The organism is Pseudoalteromonas sp. ECSMB14103 (assembly GCF_000813065.1).
GTDB classification, from domain to species: Bacteria; Pseudomonadota; Gammaproteobacteria; order Enterobacterales; family Alteromonadaceae; genus Pseudoalteromonas; species Pseudoalteromonas marina.
In genome coordinates, this window is sequence record NZ_JWGY01000003.1 from 136,628 (window position 1) to 151,541 (window position 14,914).

Consider the following 14,914-nt stretch of genomic DNA (forward strand, 5'->3'; position numbering starts at 1 on the left):
ACTATCTAGAAATTTTTAGAACTGGTTCATGGTGTTATCTTCACCACCGGCTTTTAACGCGTTATCACCAGAGAAGTACTCTTTGTGTGTATCACCAATGTTAGAACCTGCTAGGTCTTGGTGTTTAACAGATGCTTGTTCACGGCGAATTTCTTGGCGTTGTACATCACGTACATAAGCAAGCATACCTAAGTCACCAAAGTAACCTTCTGATAAAATATCTGTGCTAAGTGCTGCAGTATGGTAAGTAGGCAGCGTAATTAAGTGGTGGAAGATACCCGCTTCACGTGCACCATCACGTTGGAAATTTTGTACCAATACATCAGCTGCGGCTGCAAGCTCTGTTGCATCCATTTCTGGTGCCATTAGGCCTTTGTTATCACCAAGGCTTGGGTAAGCGCTCAAATCGCGACCCGCTTCTTGCCACTCTTGGTACACTTGCTCACGGAACTTAAGCGTCCAGTTAAACGAAGGTGAGTTGTTGTATACTAGTTTAGCATTTGGTACTTGCTCTTTTACACGGTTTACAAGCTCAGCAATTTGTTTTACGTGTGGCTTTTCTGTTTCAATCCACAATAAATCAGCGCCAGATTGTAGGCTAGTTACACAGTCAAGTACTACGCGGTCTTTCTCTGTTCCTTCACGGAACTGGTATAGGCCATTTTCAAGGCGAGTAGGTTTACACAGCTCACCGTTGATTTTCATTGCCGTATCACCTTCGTTTAAGTCCTCTACGCCATTAATAGGTGTAGTCTCTAAAAAGGCATTGTACTGGCTTGCTAAATCACCTGGCGTTTGCGATACAGGCACTTTTTGAGTCAAGCTAGCACCTAACGAATCAGTACGCGCAACAATAATACCGTTGTCGATACCTAACTCTAAAAATGCATAACGAACCGCATTAATTTTTGCTAAAAAGTCTTCGTGAGGCACGGTTACTTTACCCGCCTGGTGACCACATTGTTTAGCATCAGATACTTGGTTTTCGATTTGAATAGCACATGCACCTGCTTCAATCATTTTTTTAGCAAGTAGGTAAGTTGCCTCTTCGTTACCAAAACCTGCATCAATATCAGCAATAATTGGCACAACATGCGTTTCAAAGTTGTCAATTTTATCAAGCACAGCTTGAACGTCGCCACCATTCGCTTTTGCTTCATCTAGGTCATTAAATAAGTGGTCAAGCTCACGGGCATCGGCTTGCTTTAAGAATGTGTAAATTTCTTCAATAAGCGCAGGAACAGATGTTTTTTCGTGCATACTTTGGTCAGGTAATGGACCAAACGCAGAGCGAAGTGCAGCAACCATCCAACCACTTAAGTAAACATAACTACGTTTAGTTGTTTTTTGGTGGCGTTTAATAGCCATCATCATTTGCTGGGCAGTAAATCCATGCCAACACCCTAAAGACTGTGTGTACTGGCTTGTATCTTTATCGTAAGCGGCCATATCTTCACGCATTACGTCAGCTGTGTATTGTGCAATTTCAATCCCAGTACGAAAGCGATTTTGTAAACGCATGCGAGTTGCATACTCAGGGTTAATTGCCTGCCATGCATTTCCTTGAGATTGGCATAAAGTAGAAAGTGTGTCGGTTTCGCGTTGATATGTTGTCATAATAAAGTCCTTCGAACGGGTATATAAATAATTTAATGTTGTGAGAGTGGCAACGTTGCAAGTGCTCCGTAGCGCTTAATTCAACATTAGGCTTATTTTTTAGATTTAGTAAATTTATAGTTTTTATTACGACTATATTTTTTGTGAATATCAAAAACACACTCAACATGGCTTTTTTACGTTATTGTTGCTCAAACGCACAAATACTATGGCGACCGTTTAAGGAAGGCAATTATGACCCACACTCTCACACATTCAGGACTCAGCGTAGATTTAGAGCTTGCTGACTTTGTTAAAACTAAACTATTACCTGGTACACACTTATCAGAACAACAATTTTGGCAAAGCTTTGCAAAGATTGTTCAAACGCTCACGCCAATAAATAAAGCGTTGCTGGCTAAGCGAGAACAGCTGCAACAGCAAATTGATCAGTACCACATTGCAAATAAAACGTGGGATAGCAAGCAATACCAACGTTTTTTAAGTGACATTGGCTACCTAGTGCCAGAGCCTGCAAATTTTAAAATTGAAACACAACAGGTTGAACCCGAAATAGCGGTTACAGCAGGCCCACAGTTAGTTGTTCCAGTAAGTAACGCACGCTTTGCACTTAATGCAGCTAACGCACGTTGGGGCTCGTTATACGACGCCTTATATGGCACAGATGTGTTAAGTGAAGATGACGGGGCAGAAAAAGGCACTACCTATAATCCGGTTCGTGGCTTTAAAGTAATGGCATACGCACGCCAGTTTTTAGACAAAGCACTGCCACTTGAAAACGGCTCACATATTGAAAGCACCAATTATTCTGTTGTAAACGGCGCATTAGTTATTACGCTGCGTGACAGCTCTCAAACCACTTTAGCTGACCCCTCTCAGTTAATTGGCTACCAAGGCGAAGCCCAAAACCCAAGCGTTGTATTGCTTAAAAACAATGGCTTACATATAGAATTACAGATAGATCACCACCATATTATTGGCCAAGCTGATAAAGCGGGTTTAAAAGATGTGGTACTTGAAGCAGCCCTAACTACTATTATGGATTGTGAAGATTCTGTAGCCGCCGTAGATGCACAAGATAAAGTGCAAGTTTACAAAAACTGGCTTGGTTTAATGCAAGGTAACTTAGTCGAATCGTTTAAAAAAGGCGACAAAGTTGTAGAACGTACGTTGCAAAGCGACAAAACGTATACTTCTATTGATGGCGGTACCATAACGCTTAAAGGCCGAAGCATGATGTTTGTAAGAAACGTGGGCCACTTAATGACAAACCCAGCCATTACAGACGTTTACGGCGAGCCTGTTTTTGAAGGTATAATGGATGCAATGTTTACTGCCACAGCCGCCCTGCACGACTTAAATAAAAATTCTGGCGTAAAAAACAGCAGCGCGCAGAGCATTAATATTGTAAAACCTAAAATGCATGGGCCAGAAGAAGTTGCTTTTACAAGCACACTATTTACCCATGTAGAAGAAGCCTTAAACTTACCTAAAAACACCTTAAAAATGGGTATTATGGATGAAGAACGCCGTACATCTGTAAACTTAAAAGCATGTATAAATGAAGCAAAACAACGTGTTGTATTTATTAACACCGGCTTTTTAGACCGTACAGGCGATGAAATTCACACCTCAATGCAAGCAGGTGTTGCGCTCCCTAAAGCTGAAATAAAACAACAGCCTTGGATAAGTGCTTACGAAGATCGCAACGTAGATATTGGCCTTGCCTGTGGATTAAGCCAAAAAGCTCAAATAGGCAAAGGCATGTGGCCTATGCCTGACAAAATGGCGCTGATGATGGAGCAAAAGTTAGCACACCCTAAATCGGGCGCTAATACAGCTTGGGTGCCCTCTCCTACTGCTGCAACGCTGCATGCTATGCACTACCATGATGTTAATGTTTTTACTGAGCAACACGCAATCGCTGAGCGTACAATAGCAAGCCTTGACGACTTACTTACTCCGCCACTTATGCAAGATACGTCAACACTCTCTAAAGAAGACATACAAAGCGAACTTGAAAACAATGCACAGGGTATTTTGGGTTACGTAGTACGCTGGATAGACCAAGGTGTAGGCTGCTCTAAAGTACCCGATATTAACCATATAGGGCTAATGGAAGACAGAGCAACACTTAGAATATCTAGTCAACATATGGCTAACTGGTTATTACATGGCATATGTACACAAGAGCAAATTACTTCCACTATGGCAAAAATGGCCAAGGTAGTAGACGGCCAAAACGAACACGATAAAGCCTATACCCCAATGGCAAGCAGCCCTGAAACACTAAAAAATAGTATTGCGTTTCAAGCAGCCCTCGCCTTAGTACTTGAAGGAACAACACAACCTAGTGGCTATACTGAACCGTTATTACATAGCTACCGTATACAGTATAAGTTACAGCAAAGTTAGTACACTCCAAATGTTTAACGCTGTATCTTAATTGTTTATTTCGTGTCAAAACCAGCCTTAGGGCTGGTTTTTTATTTTCTAAATCAACAAATAAGCACACCAATATTTTTAAAAATGTGTTTAAACACAATTAAAACAACTAACTTTAAAATAGAAACACATAAAACAATAACCTCTATGAATACCTAACATTTCTGTAAATACAAAAAAGCGTGTTTTGTATACACAAAACACGCTTTTTAATTTGTATTTGCTATAAAAAATGACGTTAAGGTTATTTTTTTATTATTGCATTGTGATACACATTTTGTACGTCATCACAGTCTTCAAGCATATTTATAAATTTATCGAAGTTAGCAATAACCTCTTCATCATCAATTTCAATATTAACTTGAGGGATAAAAGTAATTTCGTCTACCTCAAAGTTAATACCTTCAAATGCGTCTTCAAGAGCTGTTTTAGCCTTAAAGTATTCTGTAGGCGGTGCAAAAACCGAAATTTTTCCATCTTCAGCTTCTACGTCAGCAACGTCAACGTCGGCCATCATTAGCGCTTCTAAAACAACTTCATCGTCATCGCCTGCAAAGCCTAATACTGCATAATGATCAAACATATGGGCTACACAACCAGGCGTCCCTATTTTTGAATCAGTTTTAGTAAACGGTAAACGCACATCTTTGATGGTTCTGTTAGGGTTATCAGTTAAGCAATCAACAATCACCATACAATTACCCGGCCCATAGCCTTCGTAGCGAGCAACCGAGTAATCCTCCCCTGCTCCACCGGCAGCTTTCTCTATTGCTTTTTCGATAACGTGCGCAGGAACTTGGTCTTTTTTAGCTTTTTCGATTAGACGACGCAAAGTTTGATTTACTTCAGGATCGGGTTCACCATTTTTAGCAGCAACGTAAATCTCTTTACCGTACTTTGAGTTTACTTTTGTTTTTGCATTAGCTGTTTTGATCATAGAACTTTGACGAACTACAAATGCTCTACCCATTTTGTGCCTCTAATAAATACATTACATTTTTTTTATTATTTTACCAATTCAAAACGTATTGGGCTAGTAAACCTTAGTGAATGAGCGCCCATATTGTGAGAGGTAAATTTATTAAAACTAATATAGCGTCAATTTAACATAACTCGACTTTTTTGGAGTAGCTTTCAACTAAAGCAACCAAATCGTAAAAATCATGCAACACATAATCAGCTTGATCAGCATAAGGAGGCGTTTCATTGGGAGCATATAAGCAGGCACGCATATTAGCATTGTGTGCAGCTTGAATATCGTATAAGTAATCGCCTACGTACAATAGGTTATCTGCGCTAATATTCCAAAGCGTAGCAATAGCATTTAATGCACTTGGATCGGGTTTTGCTGGTGCGTCACTTCGTGTAAGTACTGTACTGATAGGAAGCGGGTTATTTTTTAATTTAAGCGCAGCTGCTTTGTCAAAATTACGCGTCACTATTGCCATAGGAATATTTCGTTCATTTAATAGTGCAATAGCTTCACTTACACCTGGCAACAACGTTGCATGTTGCGCATCTAATAATTCGTGCTGGTGAACAATGTTCATTGCCTCTTCGCGCATATAAGGAGAAGGAAGTTGCGCAATAAAGTCGAGTAAATCTTCGTTATCGGGACAGCCAATTTGGGCTTTAATAAGTGAAAAGTCGAGTTCTGACGATACCAAAGTACCATCTAAATCAAAAATAACACCATGGATAGCCTCTACCTGAGTCGTCATACCAATCCTTGTTTGTGAAAATAATTAGTTGAGCTTTTTTCAAACATAAAAATACTCTGAGCTTACACCCTTAAGTGGGAACAATTAATACTAATTATATTTAAATTAATAGTGCGAGGTGGTCAGTAACTTCACTGCAACTACCAATGAACAAAAGCTTAGCAGCTAGTTGTATGTTGCGCAAAACAAGGTAAATATAAACAACCCAACTTTTTACGTAACTTGGTATTTTACCGATCAATTATGAACGCACGTTAAATAGTGCAAAAAAATACGCACTTAAATAAGCGCGTATTTTATATTAAGAATGAGTTAGTTAGCCTCAAAGCGAGCTTCAAGCCAGGTATCATCCTGAGCAAAGTTTAGGGTTTTGACTTTACCTTTGCCTTCAACGTTCACCATATTTACTTGTGATGGCCATAAATCACGCAGCGCACCATTACTCATTTTTATCCCTTGAATTCCCTCTGGGATAGGCGCTTCTTGATAAACCCAAAAAAACTTACCATCAACCTGAGCGCCAACAAAGTTAAGCGGCACAACGTCACCATTTAATGTTTGCAAAGCCATATGTGACTCAACATATTTGGCAAAGCGTTGTTGATCGGTTTTATTGCTAATTATATCAATTTTACCTTTAAATAAGCTGCTAACGGCATGCTCAGTATCGTGTAAGTAAAACCGATGCATAAGCTCAACATTATGCGTTCTTTTGTTAAAAAGCACAGTCGTTACTGATGATTTTAATTGATGCGCCATACTTGGCGCAGCAATTAAAAAGCAAACAACAATAAGCAAAAAACGCATTATTGCTGTTCCTCTACTTCATCCTTTGCGTCTTTTTTCTCATCGCTTTTAAGCTCTGTTTTAATATCTTGCATGATATCGCGACTCACTTTAGCTTTACTCTTACTCTTTTTAAATACTTCAATACGTGAAGGAATAATGCGACGTGGGTAGTTATTGTTTTCTACATCAACGTCTGCAGTTTCCCAGCGTGGATCAACACTTACTGATACAAGCGGCTTATTTTTATCAGTAACTATAAGCTTTTGTACATTTTTATGATTACGACGCCAAATTTCAGCAGGAATGTAACGCTCCTCTTTAGTGCCATCCTCATACGTGAGCTCAAGTAAAATTGGCATCACCAAACCGCCTAAGTTTGAAAATTCCATCACGTAATAGTTTTGATCGTCACTTAAAGCACGGTCTAGCGTTTTACGCTCCCACGGCTCAAGCCCTTTTAAAAACTTGTTGTACGCGTTGCGCTCTTTATTCGTTACCGTGAAACGGTCATTTTCGTCATAAAAATCAGTAATATCAGGGTTTTTCTCAACCCATGTTTTTTTACCTTCTGCACGGTTACGCTCAACAAATAACGATGTTGGTTTGTCAGCTTCAATATCACGTAGGCGGCTGTAATCTATATCTGGATTTTTAGTATCTAAACGCAGTTGATACACTTTATCCAACGAGATATCTACATGGTCGGTAGTGTAAAACCAGCCGCGCCAAAACCAATCTAAATCAACACCTGACGCCTCTTCCATAGTACGGAAAAAATCAGCGGGGGTAGGGCGCTTGTATTTCCAGCGCTGTGCGTACTCTTTAAATGCAAAGTCGAATAAATCGCGGCCTAAAATCACTTCACGTAAAATATTAAGCGCGGCAGCAGGTTTAGTGTAAGCATTAGGGCCTAAGCGAAGTACGCTATCTGATTGCGTCATAATAGGCACCTGAACTTCAGATTTCATATACGATACAATATCACGAGGCTCAACACCCCAAGGAATAGTAGGATCCCATTCACGTCCAGCAACACCATCTAAAAAGCTATTTAAGCCTTCATCCATCCACGTCCACTGACGTTCATCAGAGTTAACGATCATTGGGAAGTAAATATGGCCAACTTCATGAATCACAACGCCAATCAAAAAGCGTTTTTCAGACTGAGAGTAAGTGCGTGTACCGTCATCTTGTAACTTAGTACGCGGACCATTAAAGGTAATCATTGGGTATTCCATACCACCTACCGGACCATTTACCGATTGTGCAGTTGGGTAAGGGTAATCAAACGAATACTTTGAATACACTTCCATTGTGTGCACAACAGATTCAGTAGAATACTTTTTCCATAAGTCGCCACCCTCTTTAGGGAAGAAAGACATGGCCATAACCAGTGGCTGAACATCACCGCCTTGCTGATAGCCTTTTGCATCCCACATAAATTTACGTGAAGACGCCCATGCAAAATCACGAACATTGTCAGCTTTAAATCGCCATGTTTTCGTTTTGTCGGTGCCTTCTTTTTCGTTTTCGAGTGCTTCTTCTTCGGTCACAATAAACACAGGTCGCTTAGCAGTTTCAGATTGCTTTAAACGTTTACGCTGCGTGCTTGTAAGTACCTTGCTTGGATTATCTAACTTACCCGTCGCCGATACAATGTGATCAGCGGGTACTGTAATTTCTACGTCGTAATCGCCAAATTCAAGCGTAAATTCACCTGAGCCTAAAAAGGCTTTATTCGTCCATGCTTCGTAATCTGTGTACGCCGCTAAACGCGGAAACCACTGGGCAAGTAAAAATATATCGTTGCCATCTTTTTCAAAATGCTCATAACCTGAACGTGCGCCAACAGCATCTTCTTCAACAATATTGAACGCAAAGTCCATGCTGAACTCAACTTCTTTACCTGGCTTTAACGGCTCATTCAAGTCAATACGCATTAATGTATCTACGATTGTTACACGTAGTGCTTTACCGTCTTCGTCTTTAACATTGCTTATTGCAAAGCCAAGTTCGTTGTCACTCATAAATTGCTGGCGACGTAACTGCCCTAGGCTCAGTTTTGCGGGCTTTTGCGCAGGCAGGCTTTGTAACGTGCTTTTAAAGGTTTTAGTGGTTTCAGCAATTGAATCACTTTTAAAAATATTTTGGTCTAACTGTAACCATAAATATTTTAATGTATGCGGTGAGTTATTTTTATACTCAATGCTCTGGCTTGCACTAAGACGACGCTTTTTTTCATCTAACTTCACGTCAATATCGTAGTTAACTTTTTGCTGCCAGTAATTTTCACCTGGTTCACCCGCAGCACTGCGGTAAACATTTGGTGTCGGCAATGCTTCATCTAACTGACGAAACTTATCAACAAACGAGCCTTTTGTTTGTTCAACTGAAGACGCAATAGCACTACCCGACATTACCATTGGCAATAAAAGAGCACTAAGCGTAAGACTTATTTTTTTCATTGTTAGTCCTAAAATAATTTTGTGATCATACTGTGTCAAATGTAGCCGTTTTCTTCAATTAAATAGCGACCAAACACCCTATTTTTAGGGTGATATTCACTAAAGTTTTGTACGCACAAATAACAATAATTTGTTAGCTATTTTAATTCATTTAAAAATGTAAAGGGGGTTTACAAATTTTAAACCTACTAGAGCATTAAAACACTCACGTATTAGCCAACTTCAGGTCAAGTTCATCAAATGAGATTACAGTAAAGTTAAGTGAGATTTTAAAGGTCCACGCTATGAAATTCTATATTGTAAAAAAGGCAAACAAACTAGACGCAATTCCTGCTGAAAAAGAACTACTTGAGCGCTATAAAGCTGACCATTATTCTTATGTAGATATTGTGTCGGCCTGCAACAAAGAAGATGCCCTAAAACGGCTAACCACTGAACAAAAACACAGTAAAAAACAGCTCATAATTGGCGTAAATATTGCGGTGTTTTCACTAATTTTAATTATTTGTACGATAAATTGAAATTACCGTAGTTTTTGGTTGATCTTTGTAGTCATTTGTATTTAAAATCGCCCACCTTTTTATTTGAGGCAAATAAATAACGACTATTTATCCTCAAATATTATCGATTACAAGTAAGAAATGCGGTGGGCTCATGGATTTTTATATCCTAAAAAAACAACAAGAACTAATTGCAATCCCAGCCAACGAAAATAGCTGTAAGCAGTACCTAGATTCAGGTTATTTTTACATTGATAAAGTAGCTGCTTGTAACGAAACTAACGCACTTAAAAGACTACAATCCAAACAAACTAAAACGTTAAAAAAACCTCTACTCATCGCATTAATTGCTTTGCCAGTAATTTTTGGCATTTGGTACAGCTTAAGCTAACTGTTTAGTTATACTGAGGCTTGCATCTTTAGCAGCCTTGGGTATATTGGCGCTCTTACTGGTTTTTAAGAGCGCGACATGAAAGTCCTTCATACCTCCGATTGGCACCTTGGCCAACAATTTTACGAACACGACCGCCGTGTTGAGCATCAAGCATTTTTTACCTGGTTACTTGCCACACTTGTTGAGCAGCAAATAGATTTGTTATTAGTTGCAGGCGATATTTATCATACGACAACACCCAGTGCCAGCGCCGAAAACCAACTTTACCAGTTTATAAAAGACGCTAAAAAACATTGCCCACACATGCACGTGGTAATTATTGCTGGCAATCATGACTCTGCAAATCGTATTTTAGCGGCTCAGCCCTTACTTGCTCAATTTGATACCCACGTAGTAGGGCGTTTTGATGTATCAGCGCCAGGCGATATTATTATAGAAATAAATACTAATAATAAACGCGCTGTAATTGCTGCTATGCCTTTTTTACGCTCAAGCGATGTCAGCTCACTAAGCCAGACAAAAAACGGCCCTAGCTATGCACAGGGCGTTGCAAATGCCTATGAGCTTGCTTTAGAGCATGCCTATAAAATTAATGAGCAAAAATCACCGTTAATAGTAATGGGGCACTTACACGCTAAAGGCGGCGACATATCAAGCGATTCAGAGCGCAACTTAGTGATAGGTGGTGAAGAGTCTATTTCAGCCAATGTGTTTGGCAATAAAGCCAACTATGTAGCTCTAGGCCATTTACACAAAGCGCAACAAGTTGCTAAAAACGAGGCTATTCGCTATAGCGGCACGCCTATTCCCATGTCGTTTTCAGAGCGTAACTATACTCACCAAGTTAATGTTATCGAATTTAAAAGCGATAAAAAACAGAGCATTAGCACAACTGTAAACCCCCTTTACATTCCGCGCTCAGCCGACGTTATTATTTTACCAAAAGGGGAGTGTGTGCCACTGAATGACTTATGTGAACAAATTAAAGCACTCGATACATCACAACATGCTACTGCCCCTTATTTACGCGTAAAGCTTAAATCAAGCGATACCGACACCACCTTCAGAGAACAAATAGAACAAGCACTAGAAGGTAAGCACGTAAAATTTTGCGGTATCGAACGCGTTCGTGAACAAACAGCCCAAACCGACAGCGACACAGTATTTGAAGATTTAAGTGAAGTTGAAATGCTCAATCCGCTCAATTTATTAGAACAAGCCTTTGCAAATGATAAAGACATGGCAGGGCAGAACGTACCCGATGAACTAAAAGTGCTTTTAAACGATGTAATAAGTGAACTGACGGAGCAAGAGCAACTATGAAAATAACCGCAGTACGCATTCATAACTTAGCATCAATAGTAGACGCCGAAATCGACTTTACTCAAGCCCCATTAAAAGATGCGGGCTTATTTGCAATAACCGGCGACACCGGCGCGGGTAAAAGTACCTTTTTAGATGCTATTTGTTTAGCACTTTATACAAAAACGGCACGCCTAAAAGGCGATAAAGGTAACCTAATTGATTTTAATGGCGACAGCATAAAATTAAACGATGCGCGTAACTTATTACGCCGTGGAAAATGGGAAGGCTTTGCTGAGGTTGACTTTGTAGGGCAAGACAAACACCTTTACCGCGCCCGTTATTCTATACAGCGCACCCATAAAAAAGTAACGGGTAAATTAAAAGTCGCCGAGCATACGTTAGTTACTTTGCCCGATGAAACCCTCATAGCCGACAAAAGCCAAACCTTAAAACAAATAGAAAGTAAAATAGGGCTAAGCTTTGAGCAATTCTCGCGTGCGGTATTATTAGCGCAGCACGAGTTTGCTGCATTTTTAAAAGCCACTGGCGATGAACGCGCGCAATTATTAGAATGCCTAACGGGCACCGACAAATTTAGCCTGATTGGTAAACGTATATTTGAGCGCAACAAAGAACTAAAAGATGAGTTTGATTTATTACAAGCAAGCCTCGCAAGCTATACCTTATTAAGTGAAGATGAATTAGCAGTAAAACACACCACGCTTAATGAGCTAAAACAGCAAATAGAAGATACTAAAAAAGCGCTAATAAGCACAGAGCAAAGTCTAAACTGGTATAAGCAAGCCAGTGCACTTGAGCTCGCACTTGAAGAGGCAACAAAAAGTCAGCAGCATGCTACCAACGAGCTTGCAAAAATTGCTCAACAGAGTGAACAAGCAAAACAAGCACAAAGCGCACTTGAGATAAAAGATAACCGAAAACGTCATGAGTATTTAACGGCGCAAAATAACACCCTAAATAAACAAATAAGTGACTTAAAAAATATTGACCATGCAACGCTTATTGAAAAGCAAGCCGAGGCACTTAAAACCAAACAAAGCGAATTAAAAACAGCGCAAGAGCAAAAGCACTCTGCTGAGCCAATTATTACAAAAGCCCGCGAGCTCGACAACCAGCTTGCTATTCACGCACAAAGCATTACTAGCCTTACTCAGCAAAGTGATAAAGAGCAGCAACAACTTAGCGAATTACAAATTCAGTTTAAACACAGCCAAACCGTGCTTGATGAGGCAACTAAGCTAAATACGCAGCATCAGCAATGGCTTACTGAACATACACAGCTTAAACCGCTCGCGAATGATTGGAATTATTACCAACACAGCTTTAATACGTATTTAAGTGCTAATGAGCAACTTAATGCAACAGCAACCCAAAATAAGCAACTGCTAACAGAGCAAACCAAACAGGCTGAGCTTTTAACAGCGCAAAATAAAAAGGTAGAGCAGCAAGAGCAGCAACTAAGCCATGATCAAAAAAACCTAAACGAGCTGAACGAGCACCAACGCCAATTCAATATTGAGCAATGCGACAGCGAACTTAAAAATATTGATTACTTAAAAGAGCAGCGAATACGCTACGCTCAATTTACCCAAGAGCTTAAGCAAAGTACACAAGCGCAAAATAATATTGCAGCTAAACTTAGCCAAAGTGAGCAACAGCAGCAGTCGCTTTTACAAAACCTAGCAACGTGCGCGCAAGCACTTAAACATAACGAATATGCGCTAAACCAAGCTCGCCTGCGTGCCAGCGAAAACGTAGAGCATTTGCGCGCACAGCTTAACCCTAACGAACCCTGCGCAGTGTGCGGTGCAACCGAGCACCCCTATGCTACTAATCAAAACCCGCAATTAAACAACTTAATAGCCGATTTTGAAGCCAACTATACTAATGCTAAAAAGCAGCACGATAGTGCACAAACGCAGTTACACACACATCAAACACAACATGCCGTACTCGTTAACGAGCATGCTCAGCACGGTCAAACCATTCAAACGCTCAATACTAAACGAAATGAAATAAAAACCACCATGGAGACTGCGCGTACTCACCTAAATGCCCTCACAGCAGAGCAGCTAGATGAAACCTATAAACAGCTTAACGAGCAAAAAGCGCAGTATTTTGAATCGCAAAAACAGCAAACTACCCTACAAGCAAAAGTAAATCAGCAACAAAGCTCACTAAAAGCTGAGCAGCAAATACAGCAACAATTGCATAATTTAAATAGTGAATTAACCAATAAACTAAGCCAAGTAAATACAAAGCACGCTGAGCTAACGTCGCAAATTAACGATCTAACCACAACACTTAATGCACAATTTGAACACAGCAACTTTTGGCAGCAGCTGCAAACTGGCTCGCTTAACTTAAATGATTTAAGCCAACAGGTTGAGCTGTATCAGCATACATATGCGCAACTTGAGCAAAGTCAAAAACAAATGGACACAGCCAATCAGCAATTACAGCAGCTTAAGCCACTAATAACTAAAAGCGAAAGTGCACTTAAAACGCTAAAAGATGATTTAGACAACGCTCAACAGCTACAAAATACAACACAAAGTGAGCGCCTTGCGTTATTTAATAACGAGCAAATAAGCGTAAACGACTACCAAACAAAAATTAATGCCCAGCTTGAGCAATGCCAAGCTCAGTTAACTAACAGCCAGCAAACTTACGATAACGCTGTTAAAAAACGTGATGAGCATGCAATTGAGCTTAAAAACGCAGAGCTGCGTTTAGCCGATCAAAGCACGGAGCTTAAAACACTTGAAGAGCGCTACAACGAATGGTTTAGCGACTTTAAAGCCCTGTACAGTAAGGCAACACATGAGCAGATCACAATTTTACTAACTTTAAGTAGTGAGCAAATTAAAGCCTATTTAAAACAGTTTGAGCAGCTTTCAGCTGCACTTTTAGATGCAAATGCTGCGCTTAAACAGCAACAGAGTGCGCATACAGATCACCAAAATACTAACAAGCCATCACAAAACAACGCTGAACTTAGCGAGCAATTAACGGCATTTAATACAAAGCAAACTGAGCAGCAAAACAGCTTACTTATCACCAATACTGCTATAGAACAGCACAACCAAAATGCCAAAGCACTTGAGGGTAAGCAAACTGAGCTAGCCACCCTTAAAAAGCGAGTTGAACAATGGCACTTACTTAATAAAGTACTAGGCGATGCAACCGGTAAAACCATGCGTAACTTAGCGCAAACACAAACACTAAAAATATTACTGCATTACGCTAATAGCCACTTAAAAACCCTTAATAAACGCTACGAGCTTACAGCCATTGCGCAATCGCTCGATATTGCCATTATTGACCGCGATATGGCCGACGAACAACGCTCGGTTAATACACTCTCTGGCGGTGAATCGTTTTTAGTATCACTAGCACTGGCATTAGGGCTTGCATCCCTTTCGTCAAACAAAGTACAAATCAACTCTTTGTTTATTGACGAAGGGTTTGGTACGTTAGATAGCGAAACACTCAGCGTTGCTATGGACGCGCTCGATTCGTTGCAAGCACAGGGCCGCAAAGTAGGGGTTATATCGCATGTGAGTGAAATGAGCGAACGTGTAGCCACGCAAGTTCATGTAAGTAAGCAAAGTGGTGGATACTCCACTATTGAAGTTTTATAAGCTGATTAAAGGA

Annotated in this window: 10 protein-coding genes; 5 read left to right on the forward strand and 5 right to left on the reverse strand. The window is 40.1% G+C overall.

The window, feature by feature from the left end; all coding sequences use genetic code 11:
* Positions 1-15: 15 nt before the first annotated feature.
* Positions 16-1,617 (reverse strand): isocitrate lyase, encoded by a 1,602-nt coding sequence (locus tag RF53_RS08390; RefSeq protein WP_006793310.1) that lies wholly within the window; start codon positions 1,615-1,617, stop codon positions 16-18.
* 234 nt (positions 1,618-1,851) lie between these two features.
* Here RF53_RS08390 and RF53_RS08395 point away from each other — a divergent pair, with 234 nt between their 5' ends.
* The gene (locus tag RF53_RS08395) at positions 1,852-4,032 is read left to right on the forward strand and encodes a malate synthase G (RefSeq protein WP_008132891.1); all 2,181 of its coding nucleotides are present in this window, start codon (positions 1,852-1,854) and stop codon (positions 4,030-4,032) included.
* Positions 4,033-4,306: 274 nt separating this feature from the next.
* On the opposite strand, the gene RF53_RS08400 is transcribed toward RF53_RS08395, so the two are convergent.
* The 4 genes from RF53_RS08400 to RF53_RS08415 all read right to left on the reverse strand — a co-directional run bounded on the left by RF53_RS08400 (position 4,307) and on the right by RF53_RS08415 (position 9,037).
* Positions 4,307-5,032 carry a YebC/PmpR family DNA-binding transcriptional regulator gene (locus tag RF53_RS08400; protein WP_008132889.1) on the reverse strand — a complete coding sequence of 242 codons (726 nt, stop codon included), beginning with the start codon at positions 5,030-5,032 and terminating at the stop codon, positions 4,307-4,309.
* 133 nt (positions 5,033-5,165) lie between these two features.
* Positions 5,166-5,783: an HAD family hydrolase gene (locus RF53_RS08405; protein ID WP_006793307.1), complete on the reverse strand. Its 618-nt coding sequence runs from the start codon at positions 5,781-5,783 to the stop codon at positions 5,166-5,168.
* Between the two features lie 312 nt (positions 5,784-6,095).
* Positions 6,096-6,590: a DUF6702 family protein gene (locus RF53_RS08410; RefSeq protein ID WP_039037297.1), complete on the reverse strand. Its 495-nt coding sequence runs from the start codon at positions 6,588-6,590 to the stop codon at positions 6,096-6,098.
* The gene (locus tag RF53_RS08415; RefSeq protein WP_039037298.1) at positions 6,590-9,037 is read right to left on the reverse strand and encodes a M1 family metallopeptidase; all 2,448 of its coding nucleotides are present in this window, start codon (positions 9,035-9,037) and stop codon (positions 6,590-6,592) included. Before RF53_RS08415 ends, RF53_RS08410 begins: the two co-directional genes overlap by 1 nt.
* 284 nt (positions 9,038-9,321) lie before the next feature.
* Here RF53_RS08415 and RF53_RS08420 point away from each other — a divergent pair, with 284 nt between their 5' ends.
* The 4 genes from RF53_RS08420 (at position 9,322) to RF53_RS08435 (ending at position 14,901) form a co-directional block, all read left to right on the forward strand.
* Positions 9,322-9,558, forward strand: a complete 237-nt coding sequence (locus tag RF53_RS08420) for a hypothetical protein (RefSeq protein WP_039037299.1) — start codon at positions 9,322-9,324, stop codon at positions 9,556-9,558.
* Between the two features lie 133 nt (positions 9,559-9,691).
* Positions 9,692-9,928 (forward strand): hypothetical protein, encoded by a 237-nt coding sequence (locus tag RF53_RS08425; protein WP_006793303.1) that lies wholly within the window; start codon positions 9,692-9,694, stop codon positions 9,926-9,928.
* A 78-nt stretch (positions 9,929-10,006) separates the two neighbouring features.
* Positions 10,007-11,254, forward strand: coding sequence for an exonuclease SbcCD subunit D C-terminal domain-containing protein (locus tag RF53_RS08430; RefSeq protein WP_039037300.1), 1,248 nt, complete (start codon positions 10,007-10,009; stop codon positions 11,252-11,254).
* Positions 11,251-14,901 (forward strand): AAA family ATPase, encoded by a 3,651-nt coding sequence (locus RF53_RS08435; protein WP_039037301.1) that lies wholly within the window; start codon positions 11,251-11,253, stop codon positions 14,899-14,901. The genes RF53_RS08430 and RF53_RS08435 overlap by 4 nt, the downstream gene beginning before the upstream one ends.
* The last annotated feature ends 13 nt before the right edge of the window (positions 14,902-14,914 follow it).

Coding starts and splice junctions, on each gene's coding strand:
- RF53_RS08390 (WP_006793310.1), bottom strand. CDS start 1,617: ATGACAACATATCAACGCGAAACCGACACACTTTCTACTTTATGCCAA.
- RF53_RS08395 (WP_008132891.1), top strand. CDS start 1,852: ATGACCCACACTCTCACACATTCAGGACTCAGCGTAGATTTAGAGCTT.
- RF53_RS08400 (WP_008132889.1), bottom strand. CDS start 5,032: ATGGGTAGAGCATTTGTAGTTCGTCAAAGTTCTATGATCAAAACAGCT.
- RF53_RS08405 (WP_006793307.1), bottom strand. CDS start 5,783: ATGACGACTCAGGTAGAGGCTATCCATGGTGTTATTTTTGATTTAGAT.
- RF53_RS08410 (WP_039037297.1), bottom strand. CDS start 6,590: ATGCGTTTTTTGCTTATTGTTGTTTGCTTTTTAATTGCTGCGCCAAGT.
- RF53_RS08415 (WP_039037298.1), bottom strand. CDS start 9,037: ATGAAAAAAATAAGTCTTACGCTTAGTGCTCTTTTATTGCCAATGGTA.
- RF53_RS08420 (WP_039037299.1), top strand. CDS start 9,322: ATGAAATTCTATATTGTAAAAAAGGCAAACAAACTAGACGCAATTCCT.
- RF53_RS08425 (WP_006793303.1), top strand. CDS start 9,692: ATGGATTTTTATATCCTAAAAAAACAACAAGAACTAATTGCAATCCCA.
- RF53_RS08430 (WP_039037300.1), top strand. CDS start 10,007: ATGAAAGTCCTTCATACCTCCGATTGGCACCTTGGCCAACAATTTTAC.
- RF53_RS08435 (WP_039037301.1), top strand. CDS start 11,251: ATGAAAATAACCGCAGTACGCATTCATAACTTAGCATCAATAGTAGAC.